The following is a 25,948-nucleotide window of genomic DNA, read 5'->3' on the forward strand; positions in this document are numbered from 1 at the left end:
TTAATTTGAGCATGAAAAGAGTAGTAATTACAGGAATGGGTATTTACTCTTGCATTGGTAAGAATCTTGAAGAAGTTAAAGATTCTTTATACAAGGGTAAATCTGGTATTGTTTTCGATGAAGACCGAAAAGAGTTTGGATACCGTTCTGCTTTAACAGGAATGGTCGAAGAACCAAATTTAAAGAAAGAGCTTTCGAGAAGACAGCGAGTAAGTATGGGGCAGGAAACGCAATATGCTTATGTGGCCACTATTGAGGCGCTAAAAAATGCAGCTATAGATCAAGAGTTTTTAGAAAATAATGAAGTTGGTATTATCTATGGTAATGATAGTACTGCTCAATCTGTAATGGAATCTGTAGATAAGGTGAGAGAAAAGAAAGATACAACTATGGTTGGGTCTGGAGCTATATTTAAAGCGATGAACTCTACTGTAACGATGAATCTTTCTACGATTTTTAAACTTACGGGTGTTAATTTTACAATAAGTGCTGCATGTGCGAGTGGCTCTCATTCTATAGGAATGGCCTATCATTTAATTAAAAGTGGCCTGCAAGAAATGATTATTTGCGGTGGGGCGCAAGAAATTAATAAAGAGGCTATGGGTAGTTTTGATGGTTTAGGTGTATTTTCAGCTAAAGAAGATTCACCTACCAAAGCTTCATGCCCATTCGATGAGCGTAGAGACGGACTTGTACCAAGTGGAGGTGGAGCGACTTTAGTTTTAGAAAGCTATGAATCTGCTGTTAATCGTGGTGCGCCAATTCTTGGAGAAATTATTGGTTATGGATTTTCATCAAATGGAGATCATATTTCTACTCCAACAGCAGAAGGACCAACAAAAGCAATGTTGAAAGCAGTGGCCGAAGCTAAGGTCAATGTTTCAGATATCGATTATGTTAATGCACATGCTACTTCAACTCCAGTAGGAGATGCCAATGAAGCACGGGCTATATTTAATGTTTTTGGAGAAAATGGCCCCTTTGTGAGCTCAACAAAATCTATGACTGGTCATGAATGTTGGATGGCCGGTGCCAGTGAAGTGATCTATTCGATGCTTATGATGCAACACTCATTTATAGCACCTAATATAAATTTAAAAAAATGTGATGAGGCATCATCTAAATTAAATATTGCTACAAAAACTATAGATAAAAAAATTGATGTATTTTTGTCAAATTCTTTTGGATTTGGAGGTACAAATTCAGCGTTAATCATAAAAAAGTTATAATTATTTAAAGAATATGAAGAAAGAAGAGATCATCGAAAAAATTAATGATTTTTTAATTGATGAATTTGAAGTAGAGGCAGAAGATATTAAACCAGAAGCTGATTTAAAAGAAACCTTAGAGTTAGATAGCTTAGATTTTGTTGATTTAGTTGTTGCCATAGACTCTAACTTTGGTATTAAACTAGCTGGTGAAGATTTTATTAATATTAAAACCCTACAAAATTTTTACGACCTTATTGAAAATAAGTTGGATGCACATACAGTATAACGAATGGCTCAATGGGAAGGAAAGTCTAGAGGTACTGTTTTAGGATATAGAATATTTGTCTTCAGCATAAAAAAAGTTGGCCTGTGGTCAGCTTATTTTATTTTATATTTTGTAGCATTTTACTTTTTATTCTTCTCAAGAGAAGGCACTCAGGCTTCCTTTACTTATTTCAATAAACGCTTAAAATATGGACCTTTAAAAAGCTATTTAAAAGTTTATAAAAGCTATTATAAGTTTGGCCAAACGATTATAGATAAGGTAGCTATTTCTTCAGGCCTAAGAAATAAATTCACTTATGAGTTTGATGGAATTGAGAAACTGAAAGAATTGCTTAAGAATGGGCAAGGAGGAATTCTTATTAGTGCCCACGTAGGGAATTTTGAAATAGCAGAATTCTTTTTCAAGGAAATTGATATTAACTCTCAAATTAATATTGTTACTACCGATGGCGAACGTAGCGAAATTAAAGAATACCTAGAAAGTGTAACCAATAGGTCTACTGTAAAATCTATTTTTATTAAAGAAGACCTGTCACATATTTTTGAGATTAATACCGCATTAAGTAATAACGAACTCATTTGCTTTACAGGAGATCGCTACTTTGAAGAAACACGTTACTTATCTGAAAAACTACTAGGTAAAGAGGCTAAGTTTCCAGCCGGACCATTTTTATTAGCTTCCCGTTTAAAAGTTCCGGTAGCATTTGTATATGTTATGAAAGAAACCCGTAAGCATTATCATCTGTATACCAGAATGGCAACTGTTAAAAAAAGAGATGAAAAAGGCTTGTTAAAGAACTATACAGAGAGTATTGAAAAAATTTTACGGAAATACCCTTTGCAATGGTTTAATTATTTCGATTTTTGGGATGAATTAAATCCCAAACAATGAAAAACGTTCTTGTTGTTTATTATACACAGTCTGGCCAGCTTTTAGAGATTGCTAAAAATGTAACAAATGCTTTAGAAGTATCCAATGAGGTTTCAATTTCCTATTATCAAATACAACCTTTAAAGCCTTTTAATTTTCCTTGGAAAAGAGAAGAGTTCTTTGATAGCTTTCCAGAATCTTTTCTGCAAATTCCATGCAAACTTAAAGAGCCAAATACCAATATTTTAGATAAGAAATATGATTTGATTATTATGGCTTATCAAGTGTGGTATTTAACCCCGTCGATTCCTATCAATTCTTTTTTAAAATCTGATATCGCCAAGAAGGTTTTAAAGGACACGCCTGTAATAACTGTTATTGGTTGTAGAAATATGTGGATACAAGCACAAGAAAAAATGAAGCGCTTGTTGAATGATAATAGTGCAAAATTGGTTGGAAACATTGTTTTAGCAGACCGTCATATTAATCATATCAGTGTTATTACAATTTCCAAATGGATGTTTAGCGGTAAAAAAGAACGCTATCTTGGTATTTTCCCGAAGCCAGGAGTTTCAGACAAAGATATTAACGGATCGACTAAATTCGGAGCCCCAATTCTAAAAAGCCTACTGAAAAATAACTTTACAGATTTACAATCTACTTTGGTGAAAAACGGAGCTGTAAAAATTAAACCTTTCTTAGTTTTAGTTGATAAAAGAGCAAATGTGTTATTTAGTAAATGGGCAAATTTCATTATTAAAAAAGGAGGCCCAGGAGATAAAAAGCGCAGAGGATGGATAAAAGTTTTCAAGAATTATCTATTATTTGCTATTTGGATGATTGCTCCTATAGTTTTTATCGTATTTTTGTTGACTTATCTGCCTATGATTGGCAAGATTAAAAAAGAGAAAAAATATTATTCGTCTATAAACCAAAAGAAGTAGAGACCAAAGATGAGCGACGTTTATATAACGAGAGTTTCCAAATTTTTGCCCAATGATCCTGTTTCAAATGATGAAATGGAAGAGAAATTAGGGTTTGTTGATGGAAAATCTTCGAAAGCCAGGAGAATTGTTTTACGCAATAACCAGATTAAAAATAGATATTATGCCATTGATGAAAATGGTAAAATAACACATAATAATGCCCAATTGGCTAAAGAGGCAATTGAGTCACTTCTAGATACGAATTTTTCGAAAGAAAATATAGAATTACTATCATGTGGTACTTCTAGCCCTGATCAAATTTTACCTTCGCATGCTGCAATGGTTCATGGTTTTTTAAAGAATGGTAATGTAGAGATTAATTCACCATCTGGTGCTTGTTGCTCTGGAATGAATGCGCTTAAATATGGTTATTTAGCAATAAAGGCTAACCAAGTATCAAATGCTGTTTGTACAGGTTCTGAACGTACTTCTTCATGGATGATGTCAAATACTTTTGAAGACGAAGTAAATCATTTAAAAGAGCTTAATGAGCAACCAATAATTGCGTTTAATAAAGAATTCTTGCGCTGGATGCTCTCTGATGGAGCAGGAGCAATGCTTCTCGAAAATGAACCAAAAGGAAATCTTCCTTTAAAAATTGAATGGATGGAAGGGTTCTCGTATGCACATGAAATTGAAGCATGTATGTACGCCGGAGGAGAAAAATTAGAAGACGGACAATTGAAACCCTGGAGTGAATACCCTTCTCATGTTTGGAGTGAACAGTCTTTATTCGCCATGAAACAAGATGTTAAACTACTAGGTGATCATATTTTAGTAAAAGGAGTTGATAGCTTGAAAAGAGCGATTAGTAAGCATGGTGTAGATGCTTCCGAAATTACGTACTATTTACCACATATATCTTCCTATTATTTCAAAGAGCGCCTATATGACGAAATGAAAGCTCAAAATGTGGAGATTTCATGGGATAATTGGTTTATGAATTTAGATAAAGTAGGCAATGTTGGGGCAGCTTCGATTTATATAATGTTAGAAGAATTAATGAATTCAGGTAAACTCAAAAAGGGTGATAAGATATTACTTTCGGTTCCAGAGAGCGCTCGTTTTTCGTATGCCTATGCTTATTTGACCGTTTGCTAAATGAATTTACAAATAGAGAAGCTTAGAGAAGTACAGATAAAGGAACTAATTCCGCAGAAAGAGCCGTTTGTGATGGTAGATAAATTGGTTGACTTTTCTGAAAGTAAAATGGTTGCAGCTCTTACCATAACTTCCGAAAATATTTTTACAAAAGATAAAGAATTTACGGAGCCGGGACTTATTGAACATATGGCTCAAACGGTAGCTTTACATACGGGAAGTCAATTTTTTATAAAAAACAAACCAGCACCGACAGGGTATATCGGATCCATCAAGAAATGTGAAATATTCAAGCTTCCCAAACTCAATGATGAAATAATAACCACAGCTTCTATTTTACATGAAATAATGGGAGTTACTTTGGTAACAGTTTCCGTAGCTTTAAACGGAAAAGAAATTGCCAATGGTGAATTGAAAACAGTACTAGCAGCATAATTGAAAGATATAGATTACATAGATATCAAGAATTTTTTACCACATCGTGCACCGATGCTAATGGTTGATGCTATGTTTAATGTATGCTTAGATTCAGTTGAATCTGAATTTGAGATTAAGCCAGATTGCATTTTTTTAAAAGAAGATAATCAACTTGCTGAAGCTGGGCTGATAGAAAATGCTGCCCAAACGTGTTCAGCGATTGTTGGTAGAAGTTATTTTGATGAAGATGACCTTCAAGGAGAAAGAAATAAATTAGTTGGTTTTATTAGTGCAATTAAGTCTGTTCAAATTCATAAGTTGCCACATGAAGGACAGGTAATAAATACAAAAGCCAATTTAGTTTCAAGATTCGATACAGAATCTTATAGTATTTGTACCATTAAATGTACTATAGAAAATAATGCTGAGTTATTGGCAGCATGTGAAATGAATTTGTTTATTCAAGAAGCATAGTATGAAAAAGAAAGATATACCTCAAGATAAAAGTAAACTGGCATCTAAAAATATCAAGGAGTTATGCTATGCTGTTGATGAAAATGGTAATTATACCACTGGCTTAAGTACTGGATGGGAACCAAAAACCATTGCTTTAACAAAAGCACTTGAAGATATAAATGAAAGAGTTGCCATAGCAAAACAGCGAGTGCTAAACAAAGAAACTAGTCCAATTGAGTATTATATGGAGGTGAATCGTATGGATCTTACAGTCTTGGCGAGTTATGTTGGAATGTGGAAATGGAGGGTAAAAAGACACTTCAAACCAAAAGTTTTTAAGAGATTAAGCAAGAAGATTTTAATTAAATATGCCAATGTTTTTGATATTTCTATTGAGCAACTAAAACAATTAGAGGATAATTAATGAAGATAGATTTCAAACATCATCAGTCTGCACATTGTGAGAATGGTACGGTATCAAATTTATTAAAGCATAATGGTCATGATATTAGTGAACCATTGGTATTTGGAATTGGTTCGGGTTTATTTTTTGTGTACATTCCTTTTTTAAAAGTAAATCACGCACCTGCGATAAGTTTTCGGCCGATGCCTGGATTTATCTTTAAGCGGTTTACTAAAAGAACCAGTATAAAAATAAAGCGCTACAAGTTTAAGAATGAGCAAAAGGCGCAGCTAGCTTTAGATAATGAATTAAAGAATAATAATCCTGTTGGTTTACAAGTTGGAGTTTATAATCTCACTTATTTCCCTGATGAATATCGCTTTCATTTCAATGCACATAATATGGTGGTATATGGAAAGGAAGACGATAGATATTTGATAAGTGATCCTGTGATGGAAGAAGTTACTTCCTTATCTGAAAAAGAATTGCAGAGAGTACGTTTTGCCAAAGGAGCATTTGCACCAAAAGGACATATGTATTACCCGATACATTTTCCAGAAAGTATTGATTTAAAGAAAGCTATAGTAAAAGGTATAAAGCAAACATGTAGAGATATGTTGGCACCGGTTCCTTTTGTTGGAGTTAAAGGAATTCGTTTGGTTGCAGGACTAATTAGAAAATGGCCAATTAAAAAAGGAACAAAGATTGCAAATCACTATTTAGGCCAAATCGTTAGAATGCAAGAGGAGATTGGTACTGGTGGTGGTGGCTTTAGGTTTATTTATGGAGCTTTTCTACAAGAGGCAGCTACCATCTTAAATAAACCAGAGCTAAAAGAATTATCTATAGAAATTACTCAAATTGGTGATTTATGGCGTGATTTTGCAATAGATGCTTCAAGAATTTATAAAAATAGAAGTTCGCAAATAGATGCCTATAATAAAGTTGCCGACAAACTGGCGGTACTTGCAGATAAAGAAGAGCAGTTCTTTAAAAAGCTAAAGAAAACAGTTTAGTTAATGACCCCTTTTGTTATCAACATAGAAAATCTATCTAAAAAGTACAAAGGGAGTAATGAGTATTCTATTCATCAACTAAATCTTACCATAAGTAAAGGAGAAATATATGGATTACTGGGCCCAAATGGAGCTGGTAAAACAACATTAATATCGATGCTCTGTGGATTGCTTAAACCAACTTCGGGTTCTATTTTAATCAACGGAATGTCGTTTAAGAATCAAAGCACAACAATTAAGCAATCAATAGGAGTTGTACCTCAAGAATATGCTTTGTACCCAACACTTACAGCCTACGAAAACCTAATGTATTTTGGAGGGATGTATAATTTGAATGGAACTAAACTCAAAGAAGTAGTTAATCAAAGTTTAGAACAATTAGGACTAGCAAACTTCTCCAATAAAAAAATCAAGACTTTTTCTGGAGGCATGAAACGGAGAGTAAATCTTATTGCTGGCTTATTGCATAATCCGAAAATTTTATTTCTCGATGAGCCAACGGTAGGAGTAGATGTGCAATCTAAAAATGTTATTATTGAACATCTAGAACGATTAAATAATGATGGAACAACGATTATTTATACATCTCATCATTTAACAGAAGCGCAAGATTTTTGCACGAATGTATCCATTATTGATAAGGGATCTATCATATCTACAGGTACTCCTAAAAATCTAATTGAAAGTACAAGAGATGCTTATAACTTAGAAGATGTATTTATCTCTTTAACCGGAGCAGCATTAAGAGACTATGCGTAAATTATTAAGGTCTACATATAAAGAAATGTTACTGCTATCTCGAGATTTGGGAGGCTTGATCATTCTTTTTATTATGCCTTTAGTTCTAATTATTACTATTACGTTAATTCAGGATAGCTCGTTTAAAGCAATAAAGAATACTAAAATCCCAATCCTTTTTGTTGATAATGATCGAGGTGATTTATCAAAAACCATCTATAACAATTTAAATAATAGTGATGCTTTTGAATTGGTTACTCGCGTTAATAACAAAACACTTACAGAAGAAGCTGCGAAAACAGCTGTGTTAAAGGGGGCTTATAAATTTGCGGTTATTTTACCCGAAAATACCAGTAGAGATCTCCAGAAAAAAATTGATCAAAATGTATCAAAGATTCTTGCCGAATTTGGAGTTGAAAGTGATACTTTGATGTTAGAGGATATCCCTAAAAAAGAAATTAAGCTCTATTTTGATCCGGCGATTCAAAGTACATTTAAAAATGCAATCTTGAATAATGTTGATAAAATGATTGCAAAAATAGAATCCAAATCTATTTATAAAGCCTTTCAAGAAGGTTTAGGAGAAGATAATAGTGCTGAAAATTCAGTTTTTGAAGAAAAAAATCTTATCTCATTTAAGGAGATTAATCCTAAAGAAGGAAAGGAAGAAATTATCCCAAACTCAACTCAGCATAATGTTCCTGCTTGGACACTTTTTGCCATATTTTTTATAGTAATTCCATTATCAATTAATATCGTTAAAGAAAAAAATCAAGGTACTTTTGTGCGTTTAAGAACCAATCCTGTTTCTTATAGTATCGTACTTGGCGGAAAAGTATTGGTTTATTTGACAGTGTGTATGATTCAATTCTTCTTAATGTTGGCTGTTGGTATTTACTTATTACCCTATTTAGGGTTGCCAGCCTTAGAAATTGGTTCTGGATTTTTGACCTTAATAATGGTAGCTTTATTTTCAGGCTTAGCTGCCATAGGATTTGGTATTTTATTAGGTACGATAGCCACCACGCCAGAACAATCTGCACCGTTTGGAGCAACATCTGTTGTTATCCTTGCTGCCATTGGCGGCATATGGGTGCCCGTATTTATGATGCCCAAATTCATGCAAATACTATCAAATTTTTCTCCAATGAATTGGGGTTTAAGTGCTTTTTATGATGTTTTTTTACGTAGCGGAAATATTGTTGACATACTTCCAGAGATGAGTTTGTTACTTTTATTTTTTTTAGCTACAGTTACGGTATCAATTTTATATGATAAAAAGAAAAGAGCGGTTTAAAGAATGAGTAGACTAGAATTTCAATCAGATATACGAGTACGTTTCAATGAAACTGATCCATTAGGAATCGTTTGGCACGGTAATTATATTACCTACTTTGAAGATGGTAGAGAAGCTTTTGGAAGGGCACACGGTATTTCTTATTTGGATGTTAAAGCAAATGGGTATGCCACTCCTATTGTAAAATCTGTTTGCGAGCATAAACTACCTTTAAAATATGGTGAAATTGCCAAAATTGAAACTACGTTTGTAGATTCTCCTGCAGCTAAAATGATCTTTCAATATAAGATTTTTAATCCCCAAGGAGACGTAGTCTGTACTGGAGAAACTGTACAAGTATTTGTTGATGATAATGGAGAGCTATCGTTAACCGCACCTAAATTTTTTGAAGACTGGAAAAAGAAGGTAGGCTTACTTACTTAACTATATGAAGAATATTTTTGTTACACATACAAATATAATTTCACCATTAGGATTCAATACTGTAGCTAATGTAGCAAATGTATCGAATGAAATATCAGGCATTCAAGAATATGAAAATGAGGAATTGTTAAATACTCCATTTCATTCCTCTTTACTAGATAATAAGCAATTAGAAGAGGCATTTAGTGAAATAACCAATAACAATGAATATACACGGTTAGAAAAAATGATGATTCTATCATTGAACGATGTTATTCAAAAATCAAAAGTACCATTAGACAAAAATACAACGGTTTTAATATCTACCACAAAGGGGAATGTAGATGTATTAGAAAAAAGGTCAGAATTTCCTGAAGAACGTGCATACCTGGCCGTACTTGGGAAATCTATTCAAGACTTTTTTAATTTAGATAACAAGCCCATAATTGTTTCGAATGCTTGTGTTTCAGGTATTTTGGCAATAGCAATAGCTAAAAGACTAATAGAAGGCAATCAATATGAGAATGTTTTAGTTGTTGGTGGAGATATTGTTTCTGAGTTTGTACTATCTGGGTTTAGTTCTTTTCAAGCAATAAGTAATAAGCCGTGTAAACCATTCTCAAAAAATAGAACTGGAATTACCATTGGTGAAGCAGCAGCTTCGGTACTTGTAACGAGCAATCGAAATTATATCTCCAAAAAGACTGTACAGATATTAGGAGATGGATCTTGCAATGATGCAAATCATATTTCTGGCCCTTCGAGAACAGGTGAGGGTTTAGTTAAGAGCATACAATCTGCAATAGACGAAGCTCAAATTTCGATTGATCATATTGATTATATTTCTGCTCATGGTACGGCAACGCCTTATAATGATGAAATGGAGGCCATTGCACTAACCAGAATGCAGTTAAATGATATTCCTGTGAATAGCTTAAAAGGATATTATGGACATACGTTAGGAGCCTCAGGTTTACTAGAAGCTATTATTGGTATGGAATCATTATACAATAATACCTTATATACGTCATTAGGTTTTGATGAACTTGGTGTGAGTCAAAAGATAAATGTGATTGAAAAACCATACAAACAGAAGCTCAATATATTTTTAAAGACTGCCTCAGGTTTTGGAGGATGTAATACAGCCGTTTTGTTTGAAAAAATAACAGATTTTGACTAATAACTTACACATAACGTCTTATTGTCATATTAAAGACAACGCTGTTTATATTGATGGAGATCTAATATTTGATACAGATAAAACATTGTCTTTCTCTGAATTTTCTAAAAGCGCTTATAAAGAAAATAATATTTCTTATGCCAAATTCTTTAAAATGGATAAGCTATGTAAGCTTGCTTTTTTAGGAGCTGAATTTATCTTAAAGATTGACAACGTTGAAATAAATGATAATACAGCCATTGTTTTGTCAAACAAGGCTTCAAGTTTAGATACAGACAGAAGGCATCAAAATTCTATTGATAACAAAGAAGATTACTATCCTAGCCCGGCTGTATTTGTTTATACCTTACCAAATATTGCAATTGGCGAAATAAGTATTAGGCATAAAATTAAGAGTGAAAATGCATTTTTTGTGTTCGATTCTTTTGATGCAGATTTTTTGCATAATTACGCGTCAATTTTGATTGAAAATAAGAAAGCAAATAACGTACTTTGTGGCTGGGTTGATGTTGATGGAAGTAATTATAAGGCATTCTTATATTTGGTGTCTGCTAACGGAAGCATAAATCATACGAGTAAAGAATTAAAAAGATTATATTATTTATAACTAAAAATAAAACCAATGGAAGCGTTAAAGCTAGAATTAAAAGAAAAGATCATTGAACAATTAAATTTAGAAGATGTATCTATTGATGAAATACAAGACAATGACCCTTTATTTGGAGATGGATTAGGTTTAGATTCAATTGATGCTTTAGAATTAATCGTAATGCTTGATAAAGATTATGGAATTAAATTGACAGACCCAAAAGAAGGAAAAAAAATATTCCAATCTGTGGAAGTCATGAGTAATTATATTGCTGAGCACCGAACAAAATAATGAATAAAGGAGTTGCTATAACAGGTATGGGAATTATATCTTCAATTGGAACAACAGTTGAAGAAAATTTTCAGTCACTTATTAATGGAAGGGATGGCATCTCAAGAATTTCGAAAATTGCTACACGTCATAAAGACACCATTAAAGTTGGAGAAATTTCATTTTCTAACGATGAGTTGATAGAGCAATTAAAACTACCTGCGTCAAATAATTATTCGAGAACGGCCTTATTAGGGGTAATTGCAGCCAAACAAGCTGTAAAAAACGCCAATATTGAAGATATATCTGATGCCAGAACCGGTTTAATATCGGCTACGAGCGTTGGTGGAATGGATAAAACTGAAAAGTATTTTTACGATTATTTAGAAAGTGACGAAAATCGTAAATATATAGACAGTCATAATGCAGGCGACTCAACGTATAAAATTGCGTCACAGTTAGGCATTACCGGTTTTGTAACTACGATAAGTACGGCTTGTTCATCATCAGCCAATGCGATTATGCTAGGTGCTCGCTTAATAAAATCAGGGAAGTTGGACAGGGTAATAGTAGGTGGAACTGATTGCTTGTCAAAGTTTACGATTAATGGCTTTAATACATTAATGATACTTTCTGATACCAATTGTACACCTTTTGATGAGAACAGAAAAGGCCTTAACCTGGGTGAGGCAGCTGCTTTCTTAGTATTAGAATCTGATGAATTGATCGCAAAGCAAAATAAGAAGGTACTAGCTTATATTTCGGGATATGGTAATGCCAACGATGCATTTCATCAAACGGCATCTTCAGAAAATGGGGATGGAGCAACGCTTGCAATGCAAAAAGCATTTAAAGTTAGTGGGTTACAACCAAATCAAATCGATTATATCAATGCACATGGCACCGCAACGCCAAATAATGATCTTTCAGAAAGTAAAGCAATACAACGTGTCTTTGGAAATAATATACCAGACTTAAGTTCAACGAAAGCTTATACGGGTCATACTTTAGCGGCGGCGGCAGCTATAGAAGCTGTTTATTCAATACTTGCGTTACAAAATGATGTTGTTTTTCCTAACTTAAACTTTACGACAGCAATTAAAGAAACTAAAATTATTCCTGTAACCACAGTCAAAAAGAAACACATAAAACATGTACTCTCGAATTCATTTGGGTTCGGAGGTAACTGCTCTACTTTAATATTCTCAAAAAATTAATGAAGTCTTGTTATATAAATAGCGTTAGTTGTATCTCAGCTCAGCATACACTGTCAGAAGATTTTTTGAATGATGTAGTTGCCTACAAGACTAATGTTATGCCCGTAATTGCTCCTAATTATAAAGATTTTATACCTCGGGCAGCAGCAAGGAGAATGGCTAAGGGAGTAAAAATGGGTGTGGTAGCCTCTAAAGTAGCCCTAAATGAAGCTAATATTGAATTGCCAGATGCTATTATTACAGGTACTGGTTTGGGTTGTGTAGTAGATTCAGAGAAATTTGTTAGCGCTATTATAGATAATAATGAAGAATTCTTAACACCTACTTCCTTTATCCAATCGACTCATAATACTGTTGGAGCTCAGGTAGCTTTAGGGTTAAAATGTAAAGCTTATAACTTTACTTATGTGCACGAATCGATATCTTTTGAATCTTCCTTGACCGATGCACAATTATTATTAAATGAAGACGAAGCTTCAAATATATTAGTAGGAGGTATCGATGAGCTGGGCGACTCTACTGTTAAATTCTACAAGCTCATTAAACACATTAAGGAAGAAGAAATAGAAACATTAAACCTTAACGAATCTTCCACTAATGGATCCGTTTTTGGTGAAGGCGCTTCTTTCTTTGTATTATCAGATAAAAAACAAGAGAGTACTTATGCTCAGTTAGTTGCTTTAGATGTTTTTAGTGAGATACCTATAAATTCATTAGAAGATAGAGTTCGTAATTTCTTATCTGATAATAAAATGTCTATCGCAGATATTGATGCTGTGGTATTAGGGAAAAACGGCGATAATGAGTTTGATGCCCATTATACGAAGCTGCAAGAAGGTATTTTTAAAAATGCATTACAATTACATTACAAGCATTTATCTGGTGAATACAATACAGCCTCTGCATTTGGGTTTTGGGTTGCCTCAAAATTACTGAAAACACAATCGATCCCCGCTGTTTTGAAGTTGAATACTGTTAATGATACATCATTAAAAAACGTATTGCTATATAACCAATATAGAGGTAAAGATCATAGCTTAGTTTTATTAAGATCATGCTAAAATTTAAAACAATAAATGTTATTTTTTTAATAGTTATTGTTATTCTTTTGGCTATCAATAGTTTTTATGATCTTTCGTTTTATAATTATGTAGTGGCATTTCTCATTTGGCTTACAATAACAACGATAGGCTCATTTAATATCTTATGGAATTATCATATAAATGCTTTTAATTCTAATTCTAAAGTTTTAGGAAAAAAAATCGCAATTACTTTTGATGATGGTCCACACCCTGAAGTTACCCCCAAAATATTAGCACTATTAAAAAAACACAACGTAAAGGCTACTTTCTTTTGCATAGGTAAGAATATAGAAGAGCATCATGAAATTGCAGAACAAATTATAGCTGACGGACATATAATTGGAAATCATTCTTACTCGCATTCTAATAAATTCGGATTTTTTTATAGCGATAAAGTAGTAGATGATGTTGATAAATGTAACGACTTGATCTTTAAGTATTTAAACTTGAATTCAAATTTATTTAGACCTCCTTTTGGAGTAACAAATCCATCAATAGGTAAAGCCATAAAAAAGACTCGACATTCTATTATTGGTTGGAATGTGCGGTCACTTGATACAGTTATAGAAGACCCGCAACGAATATTAAAAAGAATCACCAGAAAAATAAAAAAAGGAGATGTGGTCTTGCTTCATGACACGAGTGAAAAAACCGTACTAGTTTTGGAACAGTTATTGTTATTTTTGCAAGAGAATCAATTCAAAACAGTTACTGTTGATGAATTATTTAATATAGAAGCGTATGCGTAAAACAATACTTCTTTTTTTCTTTTTAACATCGGCAATAACTTCGGGCATTAACGCTCAGCAATTAAAAATGTCTGATTCAGAAATAGTTTCTTTTAAAGAGCAGGTTAAACTTAAAGCTAAGAAAACAAAAACAATTACAAGCGATTTTACTCAGTTTAAGCACTTAGACTTTTTATCTAATGACATTAAAACTTTTGGTAAAATGACATTTAGAGCGCCAAATTTGGTAAAATGGCAATACGTAAACCCATATAAATACAGTGTAATCTTTAAAGCAGATAAATTACTTATTGACGATGATGGTAAAAAAAGTGATATAAAGATTGGATCTAGTAAACTATTTAAACAATTAAATAAGTTAATAGTAAGTAGTGTAAGTGGAGATATGTTTGATGATGAACAGTTTACAATTTCATACACAAAGACTTCTGATAGTTATGTCATCTTCTTTAATTCTAGAGATAAAGAGCTTCATAAATACATTAAACAATTTGTATTACACTTTAATAAAAATGACTTTAGTGTAACCGAAGTAAAAATGATTGAGCCTACAGATGATTATACGCGTATTGTCTTTAGCAATAGAAAAGAAAACCTAACAATAAGTGATGAGGTTTTTACTAATTAGTTTACTTTTTTTTGGTCTGGCTTCTTGTAAATTAAACACCATTACCAATTATAATAAGTTGCCTGATACGAATGAGCTATTTCAAAATCTTTATTTCTCAAACGCATCTAAAGATTATATTTATAAAAGTAGTATCGACGTATATGGTCGTCATTTCGGAGGAATCATGATCATTAAAAAGCTTGAAAAAAGCCACCATAGAGTTGTATTTACAACTGAATTTGGAAGTAAAGTATTTGATTTTGAGTTTATCAATGATGATTTTAAGATCAACTATATATTAGACGAGTTAAACAAAAAACTTCTTATAAATACTCTTAAAAAGGACTTTCAGTTACTATTGCAAGAAAAAATTAATAATATAGCTAAATATCAAAACAACGCGTTCGTTGTGTATAAGGCAAAGAAAAAAAATAGGTATAATTTTTATTTCCAGAATCGAGATAGTAATTTTTTTGAGAAGCTGATTCATACCTCAAAAAAGAAAGAAAAAATAATTGTCAATTTTGAAAGTAATGATGGTAAAATTGCTAATAAAATAACAGTACAACATAAAAATATTAAATTAAAAATAGAACTAAAGTATATAGGCCAATAAGTATTAGTAGTTACAGAAAGAAATTCTATTTTTGCCTTTCTTAAGTTAGAAAATTGGCCTAATGAAGAGATTGGTGTGAAAATAGCAACAAAAATGTTGTTTTAGATGAATTATTGGCTAACAAAGTAATACAATTTGGTACGACCTACCATTTAATAGATAGTTTAAAACCCTATGTTAATAAAAGACCTTTATAAAATCACTTCTTTTAAAAGTAATGAATCTTCAGTTGAAGCATCTATTTTTTTAGATAAAACTCATGATATTTTTAAAGGACATTTTCCGAATAACCCTGTGATGCCGGGAGTATGCATGATTCAGATAATTAAAGAACTTACGCAACAGGCTTTAAATGTTGAATTATTCATGGATAAAGCTACTAATATCAAGTTTATGGCGCTAATTAACCCTGAAAAGAACCCTAATCTGGATTTGGAACTTAAAATTACTCAAGATGGAGATATGGTTAAGGTTAAAAATGTGACAAAATTTGATGATACCTTAGCATTAAAGTTTAGTGGAACCTATTCAATTGTTAAATGAAATTAATAGCTATCATATCTTTTTTTATGTTGCTGAATTTGAATCCTTCAATTTCAGAAATCAGAAAACTATATAAAGAAGCTTCCGTTTCTGAAACGGCCACACAAAAAATGTTCAATGAGCTTGAGAATATTACGAATCAAGATAACTACATTTTAATTGCGTACAAAGCAGCAGCCTATACTTTAAAAGCTAAATACATTAAAGGAATTAAGAATAAGAAAAAATACTTTAAAGATGGCGCTGCGTTATTAGAGAGTCTTATAAGTAAACATCCCAAGAATCTTGAACTACGTTTTATAAGACTTACCATTCAGGAAAATTCTCCCAAAATTGTTGGTTATAAAAAGAATATTGAAACCGATAAGACTTTTTTGATTACTAATACGTCAAATACTAATGACAAAGACTTAAAGGCAATTATTAAAGCCTATGTTTCAAAGTCTAAATCTTTTTCAACCGCTGAAAAAAATGTATTTTCGGAGCTTTAAAAGCTATTAAAGTTTCGTGAATTACCCGTCTGAAATAATCCAAAGATTAAATGATTTAAAATGTTGCGTTTTAATACCAACATTTAATAATGATAAAACATTAAAACGTGTTATAGATGGTGTTTTGCATTATACTAAAAATATAATCATAATTAATGATGGTTCTACGGATAATACGTCGTCTATTTTAACTGATTACTCCCAATTAGTTCAGGTTCATTTAGAACAAAATAAGGGAAAGGGAAATGCATTACGTATCGGTCTTAAAAAAGCAAAAGACCTTGATTTTGATTATGCGATTTCTATTGATTCTGATGGTCAACATTATCCTGATGATATCCCATTATTTATTGAAGAGCTTTCTAAGAAAAAAGACTCGCCTGTTTTATTAGTCGGTTCTAGAAATTTAAATGCAAAGGGTATGCCTCGTAAAAATACATTTGCAAATAAATTTTCAAACTTTTGGTATTGGGCCGAAACTGGGAGGAAGCTTGAAGATACACAATCTGGTTTTAGAGCTTATCCGGTTAAAGAAATAAATGAAATTAAATTCTTTACAACAAAATTTGAATTTGAGGTTGAAGTAATAGTCAAAGCTTCATGGAAAGGAATCGAAGTAAAGAACATACCAATTAGAGTTCTTTATGACGAATCGGAAAGAGTATCCCATTATAGACCATTTAAAGATTTTGTGAGAATAAGCTTATTGAATACTTGGCTTGTTTTGGTTGCTCTTTTCTATATAAAACCACGCGACTTTATTAGAAAATTTAAACAAAAGGGGTTTAAGCGTTTTTTTTACGAAGATGTATTAGGTAGCAATGATTCTAATGAGAAAAAGGCATTTTCAATTGCTTTAGGTATCTTCATTGGTTTATCACCTTTCTGGGGATTTCATTCATTATTGGCCATATTCTTAGCCGCCGTTTTAAAGCTTAACAAAGCTATAAGTTTTGGATTTTCTAATATAAGCTTACCAATATTTATACCTTTTATTATTTATGGAAGTTTAAAATTTGGAGGCTTTATCTTAGGAGTCGATACCAACTTACAAATCGATCAAATCAACTCAGATTTTGATTTTACTTCACATTTATTGCAATATATTATTGGAAGTTTAGCATTAGCATTCTGCTTATCTATTTTGTTTGGATTGCTTGGGTATTTAATTTTGACTATCGTCAATAAAAATAAGGCACAAACTACTCATGGATAAGATTTTCTTGAATATATACAATGCTCTTAGAAAAAGTAAAGGGGTATCTCTAGGTGTGTTGCTTATTGTATTTTTTTCATTAATTTATATAGCTACAAAGCTTCAATTTGAAGAAGATATTACAAAACTAATACCGAGTTCAGAAAAATCTACCATTACTAACAAGGTCTTAAAACATGTAAATTTTGCTGATAAAATTGTAGTTTATCTTGAAGCAAAAGATCTTGGTAATGAAGATGATCTTATTACATATGCTAATAATTTTATTGATAGCTTAAGAACGCAGTGTAGCCCATTCATTAAAGAAATTCAAGGTAAGGTAGAGACCGATCAGATTGATGAAACACTAAACTTCGTTTCAAAAAATTTACCACTTTTCTTGAATGATTCAGATTATGAGATAATAAAGGGCAGAATAAATAAGGATAGTGTAGAGCAACGTACCAGAACAAATTATAAAACGTTGATTTCACCTACCGGAATTGTAGCAAGGAAATCAATTTTAAATGATCCTCTCGGCTTTACATTTTTAGGGTTAAAAAAACTACAACAATTAAAAACTGACGATAATTTTGAGCTTCACAATGGTTTCTTAATTACTAAAGATCATAAAAATCTATTGTTGTTTGTTCTACCGAAACTCGCTGCGAATGAAACCGCAGATAACACCATTTTTGTTGAAAATTTATATAGAATTCAAAGTAATTTAAATGAAACATTTACCAATAAGGTTTCGGGAGAATACTATGGCTCTACCGTTGTTTCGGTTGCAAACGCTAATCAGATTAAACATGATATTCAACTTACCATTAGCATAGCTTTAACAATTCTATTGCTTATTCTAATCTTCTTTTATAGAAAATTGTTAATACCTATTATACTTTTTACACCTACCGCTTTTGGGGGATTAATTGCAATTGCAGTTTTGTTTTTATTAAAAGGGAAGATATCTGCAATCTCATTAGGAATAGGCTCTGTTTTATTAGGAATCACTTTAGATTATTCTTTACACATCTTAACACACTTTAAAACCAATGCTAACATAAAGGCTCTATATAAAGATGTTGCAAAGCCAATTTTAATGAGTAGTATAACAACGGCTGTAGCATTTTTATGTTTACTATTTTTAAAATCAGAGGCATTACAAGATTTAGGAATATTTGCCGCGGTAAGTGTTATTAGTTCTTCGATTTTTGCTTTAATCTTTATTCCTCACGTTTATAATGCCAAGAACAATAAAACCGTTCAATCAAAAACATTTATAGATCATATAGCATCTTATAGATTTAGTGTTAATAAGTATATAGTTATAAGCTTAATACTATTGTTATTCGTGAGTCTATTTACTTCTGGAAAAGTGATTTTTGATAAAGACATTTCTAAAATGAACTTTCAAACTAAAGCTTTAAAAGAAACAGAGCGTAAACTAGATAAATTAACAAATACTGCATCAAAATCTATTTATGTAACCGCACATGGTGCTACTGTTGAGAAAACATTACAAGCGAATGATTCTGTAATAAAAGTATTAGGTGCATTAAAAAACAAGAATGATATTTTAAGTTTTAGCTCTATCGGTTCTATTGTACTATCCAAAAACGAGCAACAGACGAAAATTGAAAAATGGAATACGTTTTGGTCTTCTGAAAAGAAGGATAGTATAAGAAATCATCTTGTTAAAAGTGGAGAAGGGGTTGGATTTAAACCAAATACATTTCAAAATTTCTACCAATATTTGAATACAGATTTTTCTGAAATCGGCCTTGAAGATTATAGAAAATTGAAAATGCTTTTCGTTGATGAGTTTATTACCACTAAAGAAAAAGATTTTAGCACAGCAGTTTCAATGGTAAAAGTAAGCGACGAAAAATTGAGAGATGTTGTTAAGAAGTTTGATGCCTTGCCTAGTACTGTTGTTATTGATAGACAGCATATAAACGAAACCTTCTTGGGCTATCTTAAGGACGATTTCAATAAATTAATAGCCTATTCACTTATCGCGGTAGTACTAATTCTACTAGTCTTTTTTAGAAATATTGAATTAACATTAATTACTATAATTCCAATTGCTCTAACCTGGCTGTTAACAATCGGCTTAATGGGATTGATTGGTATTCCATTTAACATTTTTAATGTTATTATTTCAACTTTTATTTTTGGTTTGGGTGTTGATTACAGCATCTTTATAACAAATGGATTGATAAAAGAATATACCTATGGGATTAAAGAATTGAAGACCTATAAAACATCTATTTTATTATCAGTTATTACAACTATTTTAGGAGTTGGTGCTTTGATTTTTGCGAAGCATCCGGCATTAAGATCGATATCGGCGGTCTCTATTGTTGGTATTTTATCTGCAGTTTTAATCGCTTTTACTATTCAACCGCTGCTTTTTAAACTTTTTGTAAGCTCTAGAGCAAAAAAAGGATTAGCACCTATTAAGGTTCGTACATTCTTACATGCTATGGTACTATTTGCCTTTTATGGAGTAGGAGGAATGTTATTATCACTATTTAGTATAGCCATCTTACCATTGATACCTATTTCAAAAAAGAAAAAAATGAAGTGGTTGCATACTACAATGGCAAAAATGGTTACTGCTGTTCTTTATGGTAACCCTTTGGTGAAGAAGAAAGTTATTAATCCAACCGATGAAACTTTTAAAGAACAGGCAATTATTATTTCTAATCATGCCTCATTTTTAGATACACTTACTATAGGTATGGTAACTCCAAATGTGATCTATTTGGTAAATGATTGGGTGTATAAATCACCCGTTTTTGGCCTATTGGCTAAAGTGGTAGGATTCTATCCGGTTTCAAGTGGAGTAGATGGTGGATTAGATCATTTAAAAGAAAAGATACGTCAAGGGTATTGCTTAGTGGTTTTTCCAGAAGCTAGACGGTCATTTACAAATAAGATAGGAAGATTCCATAAAGGAGCTTTCTTTTTAGCCAATGAGCTTAAACTAGATATTTTACCATTGTATCTACATGGTAATTCTGAAGTATTACCCAAGGGCGATTTCATAATTTATGATGGAAGCTTAATTGTTAAAGTAGGAGAAAGAATCAAGTATGATGACCTTTCCTTTGGTAGCACAGATAGGGAGCGTACTAAAAAAATAGGAGCATTTTATAAAGAACAGTTTAATGATTTTAGAAATGAAATTGAAAAGCCGGGTTATTTTAAAGGAATTCTGTTAAGTAATTATCAATATAAGAGCCATGAGCTCTATAATGTGATTAAAAAAGATTTTGAAGAAAACAAATTGGTTTACAAAACCATAGCCGACCTTCTACCTCTAAGAACTCGCATTGCACATATAGCAGATAATTATGGGCAACTAGATATATTATTAGTAGCTCGATCAATAGATAGAAAGATTACAACTTTTATTGAAGACGAAACGAAAAACAGAATAGCATCTAATTGTTATACCTCCATATATAGAAAAGTTACCTATACTAGAGATATTGGAGATCTGGATGCTTCAAAAAATCAAATCTTAATTGTTTCTGCTGAACTAAAAAATACATTGACTTCAATTGAAGAATCTTTATTTTTACAGTTTAGCGATGTGCTGCTCCTAAAAAATTCACAAATAAAAAACCTATTGGTGAAAAAAGGGTTTAAAGAAATTAATGCACAACAACAAATTAGTCATTTAAAAAAGATTGAGTGAAGAAAAAATATGATGTAGTTATTATTGGTAGTGGTTTAGGAGGATTGGTATCTGCAAATATTTTAGCCAGAGAAGGTAAAAGTGTTTGTGTGCTCGAAAAGAACAATCAATATGGGGGAAACCTTCAGATTTTTGTAAGAGATAAAAGTATTTTTGATACCGGAGTCCATTACATTGGAGGTTTAGACAAGGGACAAAATCTATATAGGTATTTTAAATACTTAGGCATTGCTGATGAGTTAAAACTTAAAAAATTAGACGAAAATAAATATGATGTTATCACTTTTGATAACGACCCCCATGAATATCCACATGCCCAGGGCTATGCTAATTTTAAAGAAAAATTAATTGAATGTTTTCCTGAAGAAGCAGATGCAATTCATGCGTACTGTAAAAAAATGCAGGAAACCTGTAATAGTTTTCCTTTGTATAATCTTAAACCGGGCAGTGCTTATTTTGACAATACAGGGCTTTTAACTTTAAAAGCAAGTGACTATTTTAATGAAATTACAGAAAATGAAAAGCTCAAAGCGGTATTAGCTGGCTCTAACTTTTTGTATGCAGGAGATAATGATAAAACGCCTTTTTATGTGCATGCACTTTCTGTGAATTCATACATACAAAGTTCTTATAGATGTGTTAATGGTGGTGGGCAAATTGCAAAATTATTAATAAGAAGATTAAAGGAACAAGGTGGAGAAGCTTATAAGTATAAAGAAGTAGTTGAATTTGGTTTTGAAGAAAAAAAGTTGGTCTCTGTAATTACCAAAGATGGCGTAGAAGTTAAAGCTGATCTTTTTATTTCAAATATAGAACCAAAACATACAAATCGTATGTTGGGCGAAAATAGGCTAAGGAAATCATATACGAACCGTATAGAGAATATTGAAAGTGTGATTTCAGCCTTCAGTATTTACATAGTATTTAAACCAGAAACTTTTAAATATTTAAATTATAATTACTACCATTTTAAAGATTATAAAAATGTATGGTCTGCTAAAGAATATAATGAAAAGAGTTGGCCAGAAGGATATATGATATCTATGGGAGCTAAGAATAATGGTAGTGAATGGGCGGAAAATATGACCGCTATTACATACATGAATTACGACGAGGTACTCCAATGGGAAAACACCTTTAATACCGTTGCTAATGAGAATGAAAGAGGAGAAAGTTATGAAAATTTCAAGAAACATAAGATTGAAGTTATGTTGAATGAGGTAGAGAAGAAGTTTCCTGATATTCGAGAATGTATTCATTCGGTTTATGCTTCAACACCACTATCTTATAGAGATTATATTGGAGTTAACAGAGGGTCGATGTATGGTTATGTTAAAGATGCTGAGAATCCGATGAAATCTTTTTTATCGCCAAAAACAAGGTTAAAGAACCTGTTTTTTACAGGGCAAAGTCTCAATATGCATGGGGTGTTGGGGGTTACTATTAGTGCTGTACTTACATGTTCAGAAATTTTAGGGAAAGAGTATTTATTAGATAAAATTGTAAAAGCGAGTCAAGAATAAGTGATATTTAAGAGAAACATACTGTTTTATGTAGGTTTATTGTTAAGTGTACAGTTACTAGTAACTTCTTGTGGTGTATCAAAATCATTAAAAGATGTACCAGATTTAAGTGCTTACAACAGTGAAATTCCTGAGAGAGTACAAGTTGCCGATACTATATTTACACTTGGTAAAAATCAACTCAGAAAAAACAAATATGGTCTTTGGGAAATGTACCTTGAAGGAGACCCGCTTGAAAGAGGTTTAGCAAATGGTAGTTTAACCAGAGAATTATTACAAAAACAAGAAGCCATTTTTTTCTCTAAAGTAGAAGAATTTGTTCCGTCAAAACTAAAACAGTATTTACTTCGTAAGTTTTTGGCTTGGTTTAACCGAAAAGCCTATTTGCATATCAATAATGAATATAAAGCCGAAATTTATGGGGTTTCAAGATATGCCGCTGATGCCTATGATTATATAGCAAAAGATTATTTGCGTAGTTTATACCTTCATGGAGCCCACGATATTGGACATGCATTAAAAGACCTGGCATTAGTAGGATGTACCTCTTTCGCCGTATGGGATGAAAATACTGTTGATGGGGATTTAATTATCGGCAGAAATTTTGATTTTTATGCAGGTGACGATTTTGCTAAAGAAAAGATTGTGTCTTTTGTTAATCCAGATAAAGGATATAAATTCATGTCAGTAACTTGGGGCGGCATGATTGGAGTTGTGTCAGGTATGAACGACCAAGGTTTAACAGTAACCATTAATGCAGGAAGGTCAGATATCCCTAAGGTAGCTAAAACGCCAATTTCAATATTAACAAGAGAGATATTGCAATATGCATCGAATATAGAAGAGGCTATTGCAATAGCCAAAAAACGTAAGGTTTTTGTCTCTGAGGCAATTCTCGTTGGTAGCGCTAAAGATCATAAAGCAGTAAGTATTGAGGTTTCACCTAATAACTTTGGGGTGTACCAAGTACAAAATTCAAGCAAACTGATTTGCTCCAATCATTTTCAAAGTAATGCCTATGCAGAAGATAAAAAAAATGCCAAACATATTAAAGAAAGTCATTCGCAGTACCGCTATGACAGAATGAATGAGTTGCTAGATGAAAACTTGAAAATTTCGTCAAAAACGGCAGTAGGTATTTTAAGAAACACTAAGGGATTAAATGATAAAGAAATAGGATATGGTAATGAAAAGTCATTAAATCAGTTATTAGCACATCATGCCATTGTTTTTAAGCCTAAAGATTTAAAAGTTTGGGTTTCAACGAGTCCTTATCAACTTGGTTCATTTATAGGTTATGATTTAAATAATGTGTTTAAAAATTTTGGAAATCAAGACTTTAAGGTTGTGGTTTCTGAGCCAGATTTATTAATTTCAAGAGATGAGTTTGTAAACACAAAGGCATTCAAAGATTATGAGAATTATCGCGTTTTGAGAAGTGACTTACTCGAGATAATTGAGAAAAAGGAAACAACTAAATCTGAGATGCTAACAAAAATAAAATCATTAAACCCCAATTATTGGGAAGTGTATTATTTGGTTGGCAACTATTATTATAATAAAGGTTATTATAAAGCTGCTTTATTAGAGTTTAATAAAGCACTGTCTAAAGAAATAACTACATTTCAAGATAAAGAGCGCATCGAAAAATATATAAAAAAAATAGCACGTAAAACTAAATGATTCCTGAAATTGAGAAACAAACGAAAGCGTTAATAAAAAGCTTTCAAGAAGAGAAATTGGTAGTGTTGATGAAATATCTTCAGGAAAATTCTTCATTTTATCAAAAGGTATTTGCTAAGAATAATGTCGATATTACCGCTATTAAAAAATTAGAAGACTTACAAAAAATTCCGGTAACAACTAAAGATGACTTGCAGCTAAATAATGATGATTTTATTTGTGTTTCGAGGCATAAAATAGTCGACTATGTTACCACATCTGGTACGTTAGGTAGTCCGGTAACTTTTGCATTAACTGATGCTGATCTAGATCGTTTAGCCTATAACGAAGCTATTTCCTTTGCTTGTGCCGGAGTAACTGAAAATGATGTGGTACAACTTATGACAACCATGGATAGGCGCTTTATGGCCGGACTTGCATATTTTTTGGGAATTAGAAAGTTGGGGGCTGGAATAATCAGGGTAGGAGCCGGTATTCCTGAGTTACAATGGGATTCAATCCTAAAATTTAAACCAACTTACATCATTGCAGTTCCATCATTTTTGTTAAAACTAATCGGCTATGCAGAAGCAAACGATATTGATTATAATGCTTCAGGTATAAAGGGTGCGATATGTATTGGAGAGCCACTTCAAAATCAAGACTTTTCGTTAAACTTATTGTCTCAAAAGATTAAATCTAAATGGAACATCGAATTATATTCTACCTATGCTTCTACAGAGATGAGTACAGCATTCACAGAATGCCATCATAAGAAAGGAGGCCACCACCACCCTGAACTAATAATTGTTGAAATTTTAGATGACGAGAATAATCCAGTTAAAAATGGCGAATATGGTGAATTAACTATTACTACTTTAGGAGTAGAGGCAATGCCTTTATTGCGCTTTAAAACCGGAGATATTGTTAGGGCATATCACGAATCATGCGACTGTGGTAGAAATTCATTGCGCTTGAGCCCTGTAGTTGGAAGAAAAAAACAAATGGTAAAATATAAGGGTACTACCCTGTATCCACCGGCGATGTATGATTTACTAAATGATTTCGATTCTATAGAGAATTATATTATTGAAATTTCGCATAATTCTATTGGTACCGATGAAATTCTTATAAAAATTGGTTGCAAAACAAATTCTGAAGAACTATTAAATAAGGTTAAAGATCACTTTAGAGCGAAGTTGAGAGTATTGCCAAAAATTGAATTTAGCAATGTAAAAGAGATACAAAAATTACAATTCCCAAAAATGAGCCGTAAACCTGTACTATTTTTTGACAAAAGATAATTTTGGAAATAAAAAATGTATAGCA

The 25,948-nt window shown here is 32.1% G+C and carries 26 protein-coding genes and 1 pseudogene; all 27 read left to right on the top strand.

Features of this window, described 5'->3' with window-relative positions:
* Window positions 1-11 precede the first annotated feature (11 nt).
* Window positions 12-1,229, top strand: coding sequence for a beta-ketoacyl-[acyl-carrier-protein] synthase family protein (locus tag AC1EUU_RS02115; RefSeq protein ID WP_480199728.1), 1,218 nt, complete (start codon window positions 12-14; stop codon window positions 1,227-1,229).
* A gap of 13 nt (window positions 1,230-1,242) precedes the next feature.
* Window positions 1,243-1,497 (top strand): acyl carrier protein, encoded by a 255-nt coding sequence (locus AC1EUU_RS02120; RefSeq protein ID WP_480199729.1) that lies wholly within the window; start codon window positions 1,243-1,245, stop codon window positions 1,495-1,497.
* 3 nt (window positions 1,498-1,500) lie between these two features.
* Window positions 1,501-2,388, top strand: coding sequence for an LpxL/LpxP family acyltransferase (locus tag AC1EUU_RS02125; protein ID WP_480199730.1), 888 nt, complete (start codon window positions 1,501-1,503; stop codon window positions 2,386-2,388).
* Window positions 2,385-3,311, top strand: a complete 927-nt coding sequence (locus AC1EUU_RS02130) for an NADPH-dependent FMN reductase family protein (protein WP_480199731.1) — start codon at window positions 2,385-2,387, stop codon at window positions 3,309-3,311. Before AC1EUU_RS02125 ends, AC1EUU_RS02130 begins: the two co-directional genes overlap by 4 nt.
* A gap of 9 nt (window positions 3,312-3,320) precedes the next feature.
* Window positions 3,321-4,454, top strand: coding sequence for a dialkylresorcinol biosynthesis protein DarB (gene darB, locus AC1EUU_RS02135; protein WP_480199732.1), 1,134 nt, complete (start codon window positions 3,321-3,323; stop codon window positions 4,452-4,454).
* Entirely contained in the window at window positions 4,455-4,889 is a 435-nt protein-coding gene (locus AC1EUU_RS02140) for a hotdog family protein (protein WP_480199733.1), read from the top strand. It begins immediately after the preceding gene.
* Window positions 4,890-5,345: a hotdog family protein gene (locus tag AC1EUU_RS02145; protein WP_480199734.1), complete on the top strand. Its 456-nt coding sequence runs from the start codon at window positions 4,890-4,892 to the stop codon at window positions 5,343-5,345.
* A 1-nt stretch (window position 5,346) separates the two neighbouring features.
* Window positions 5,347-5,751, top strand: coding sequence for a flexirubin biosynthesis protein DarG (gene DarG, locus AC1EUU_RS02150; RefSeq protein ID WP_480199735.1), 405 nt, complete (start codon window positions 5,347-5,349; stop codon window positions 5,749-5,751).
* Window positions 5,751-6,746 (top strand): BtrH-related acyltransferase DarH, encoded by a 996-nt coding sequence (gene darH, locus AC1EUU_RS02155; RefSeq protein WP_480199736.1) that lies wholly within the window; start codon window positions 5,751-5,753, stop codon window positions 6,744-6,746. The genes DarG and darH overlap by 1 nt, the downstream gene beginning before the upstream one ends.
* A 3-nt stretch (window positions 6,747-6,749) precedes the next feature.
* Window positions 6,750-7,505, top strand: a complete 756-nt coding sequence (locus tag AC1EUU_RS02160) for an ABC transporter ATP-binding protein (protein ID WP_480199737.1) — start codon at window positions 6,750-6,752, stop codon at window positions 7,503-7,505.
* Window positions 7,498-8,781: an ABC transporter permease gene (locus AC1EUU_RS02165; RefSeq protein WP_480199738.1), complete on the top strand. Its 1,284-nt coding sequence runs from the start codon at window positions 7,498-7,500 to the stop codon at window positions 8,779-8,781. Before AC1EUU_RS02160 ends, AC1EUU_RS02165 begins: the two co-directional genes overlap by 8 nt.
* Window positions 8,756-9,204 (top strand): annotated as a pseudogene (locus AC1EUU_RS02170) (acyl-CoA thioesterase). Before AC1EUU_RS02165 ends, AC1EUU_RS02170 begins: the two are co-directional and overlap by 26 nt.
* 4 nt (window positions 9,205-9,208) lie before the next feature.
* The gene (locus tag AC1EUU_RS02175; RefSeq protein WP_480199739.1) at window positions 9,209-10,363 is read left to right on the top strand and encodes a beta-ketoacyl-[acyl-carrier-protein] synthase family protein; all 1,155 of its coding nucleotides are present in this window, start codon (window positions 9,209-9,211) and stop codon (window positions 10,361-10,363) included.
* Window positions 10,356-10,970 (top strand): 3-oxoacyl-ACP synthase, encoded by a 615-nt coding sequence (locus tag AC1EUU_RS02180; protein WP_480199740.1) that lies wholly within the window; start codon window positions 10,356-10,358, stop codon window positions 10,968-10,970. The genes AC1EUU_RS02175 and AC1EUU_RS02180 overlap by 8 nt, the downstream gene beginning before the upstream one ends.
* A gap of 15 nt (window positions 10,971-10,985) precedes the next feature.
* Window positions 10,986-11,243 carry a phosphopantetheine-binding protein gene (locus AC1EUU_RS02185; protein WP_480199741.1) on the top strand — a complete coding sequence of 86 codons (258 nt, stop codon included), beginning with the start codon at window positions 10,986-10,988 and terminating at the stop codon, window positions 11,241-11,243.
* Window positions 11,243-12,439, top strand: coding sequence for a beta-ketoacyl-[acyl-carrier-protein] synthase family protein (locus tag AC1EUU_RS02190; RefSeq protein WP_480199742.1), 1,197 nt, complete (start codon window positions 11,243-11,245; stop codon window positions 12,437-12,439). The genes AC1EUU_RS02185 and AC1EUU_RS02190 overlap by 1 nt, the downstream gene beginning before the upstream one ends.
* The gene (locus AC1EUU_RS02195) at window positions 12,439-13,500 is read left to right on the top strand and encodes a beta-ketoacyl synthase N-terminal-like domain-containing protein (protein ID WP_480199743.1); all 1,062 of its coding nucleotides are present in this window, start codon (window positions 12,439-12,441) and stop codon (window positions 13,498-13,500) included. Before AC1EUU_RS02190 ends, AC1EUU_RS02195 begins: the two co-directional genes overlap by 1 nt.
* Window positions 13,494-14,270: a polysaccharide deacetylase family protein gene (locus tag AC1EUU_RS02200; protein ID WP_480199744.1), complete on the top strand. Its 777-nt coding sequence runs from the start codon at window positions 13,494-13,496 to the stop codon at window positions 14,268-14,270. Before AC1EUU_RS02195 ends, AC1EUU_RS02200 begins: the two co-directional genes overlap by 7 nt.
* A complete protein-coding gene (gene lolA2 / locus AC1EUU_RS02205; protein ID WP_480199745.1) occupies window positions 14,263-14,898 on the top strand; it encodes a flexirubin biosynthesis/transport protein LolA2 in 636 nt (211 codons plus the stop codon). Before AC1EUU_RS02200 ends, lolA2 begins: the two co-directional genes overlap by 8 nt.
* Window positions 14,879-15,496: a flexirubin biosynthesis protein LolB2 gene (lolB2, locus tag AC1EUU_RS02210; RefSeq protein ID WP_480199746.1), complete on the top strand. Its 618-nt coding sequence runs from the start codon at window positions 14,879-14,881 to the stop codon at window positions 15,494-15,496. The genes lolA2 and lolB2 overlap by 20 nt, the downstream gene beginning before the upstream one ends.
* A gap of 174 nt (window positions 15,497-15,670) precedes the next feature.
* Window positions 15,671-16,039, top strand: coding sequence for an ApeI family dehydratase (locus tag AC1EUU_RS02215; RefSeq protein WP_480199747.1), 369 nt, complete (start codon window positions 15,671-15,673; stop codon window positions 16,037-16,039).
* The gene (locus AC1EUU_RS02220; protein ID WP_480199748.1) at window positions 16,036-16,530 is read left to right on the top strand and encodes a hypothetical protein; all 495 of its coding nucleotides are present in this window, start codon (window positions 16,036-16,038) and stop codon (window positions 16,528-16,530) included. Before AC1EUU_RS02215 ends, AC1EUU_RS02220 begins: the two co-directional genes overlap by 4 nt.
* A 16-nt stretch (window positions 16,531-16,546) precedes the next feature.
* Entirely contained in the window at window positions 16,547-17,746 is a 1,200-nt protein-coding gene (locus AC1EUU_RS02225; RefSeq protein ID WP_480199749.1) for a DUF2062 domain-containing protein, read from the top strand.
* Window positions 17,739-21,434: an MMPL family transporter gene (locus AC1EUU_RS02230; RefSeq protein WP_480199750.1), complete on the top strand. Its 3,696-nt coding sequence runs from the start codon at window positions 17,739-17,741 to the stop codon at window positions 21,432-21,434. Before AC1EUU_RS02225 ends, AC1EUU_RS02230 begins: the two co-directional genes overlap by 8 nt.
* Window positions 21,431-22,957, top strand: coding sequence for a phytoene desaturase family protein (locus tag AC1EUU_RS02235; RefSeq protein WP_480199751.1), 1,527 nt, complete (start codon window positions 21,431-21,433; stop codon window positions 22,955-22,957). The genes AC1EUU_RS02230 and AC1EUU_RS02235 overlap by 4 nt, the downstream gene beginning before the upstream one ends.
* Window positions 22,958-24,640 (top strand): C45 family autoproteolytic acyltransferase/hydolase, encoded by a 1,683-nt coding sequence (locus AC1EUU_RS02240; RefSeq protein WP_480199752.1) that lies wholly within the window; start codon window positions 22,958-22,960, stop codon window positions 24,638-24,640.
* Entirely contained in the window at window positions 24,637-25,923 is a 1,287-nt protein-coding gene (gene flxY / locus AC1EUU_RS02245) for a flexirubin biosynthesis putative acyl-CoA ligase FlxY (protein WP_480199753.1), read from the top strand. The genes AC1EUU_RS02240 and flxY overlap by 4 nt, the downstream gene beginning before the upstream one ends.
* Window positions 25,924-25,948 lie beyond the last annotated feature (25 nt).

It is taken from the genome of Maritimimonas sp. 2205BS37-2 (genome assembly GCF_056591755.1).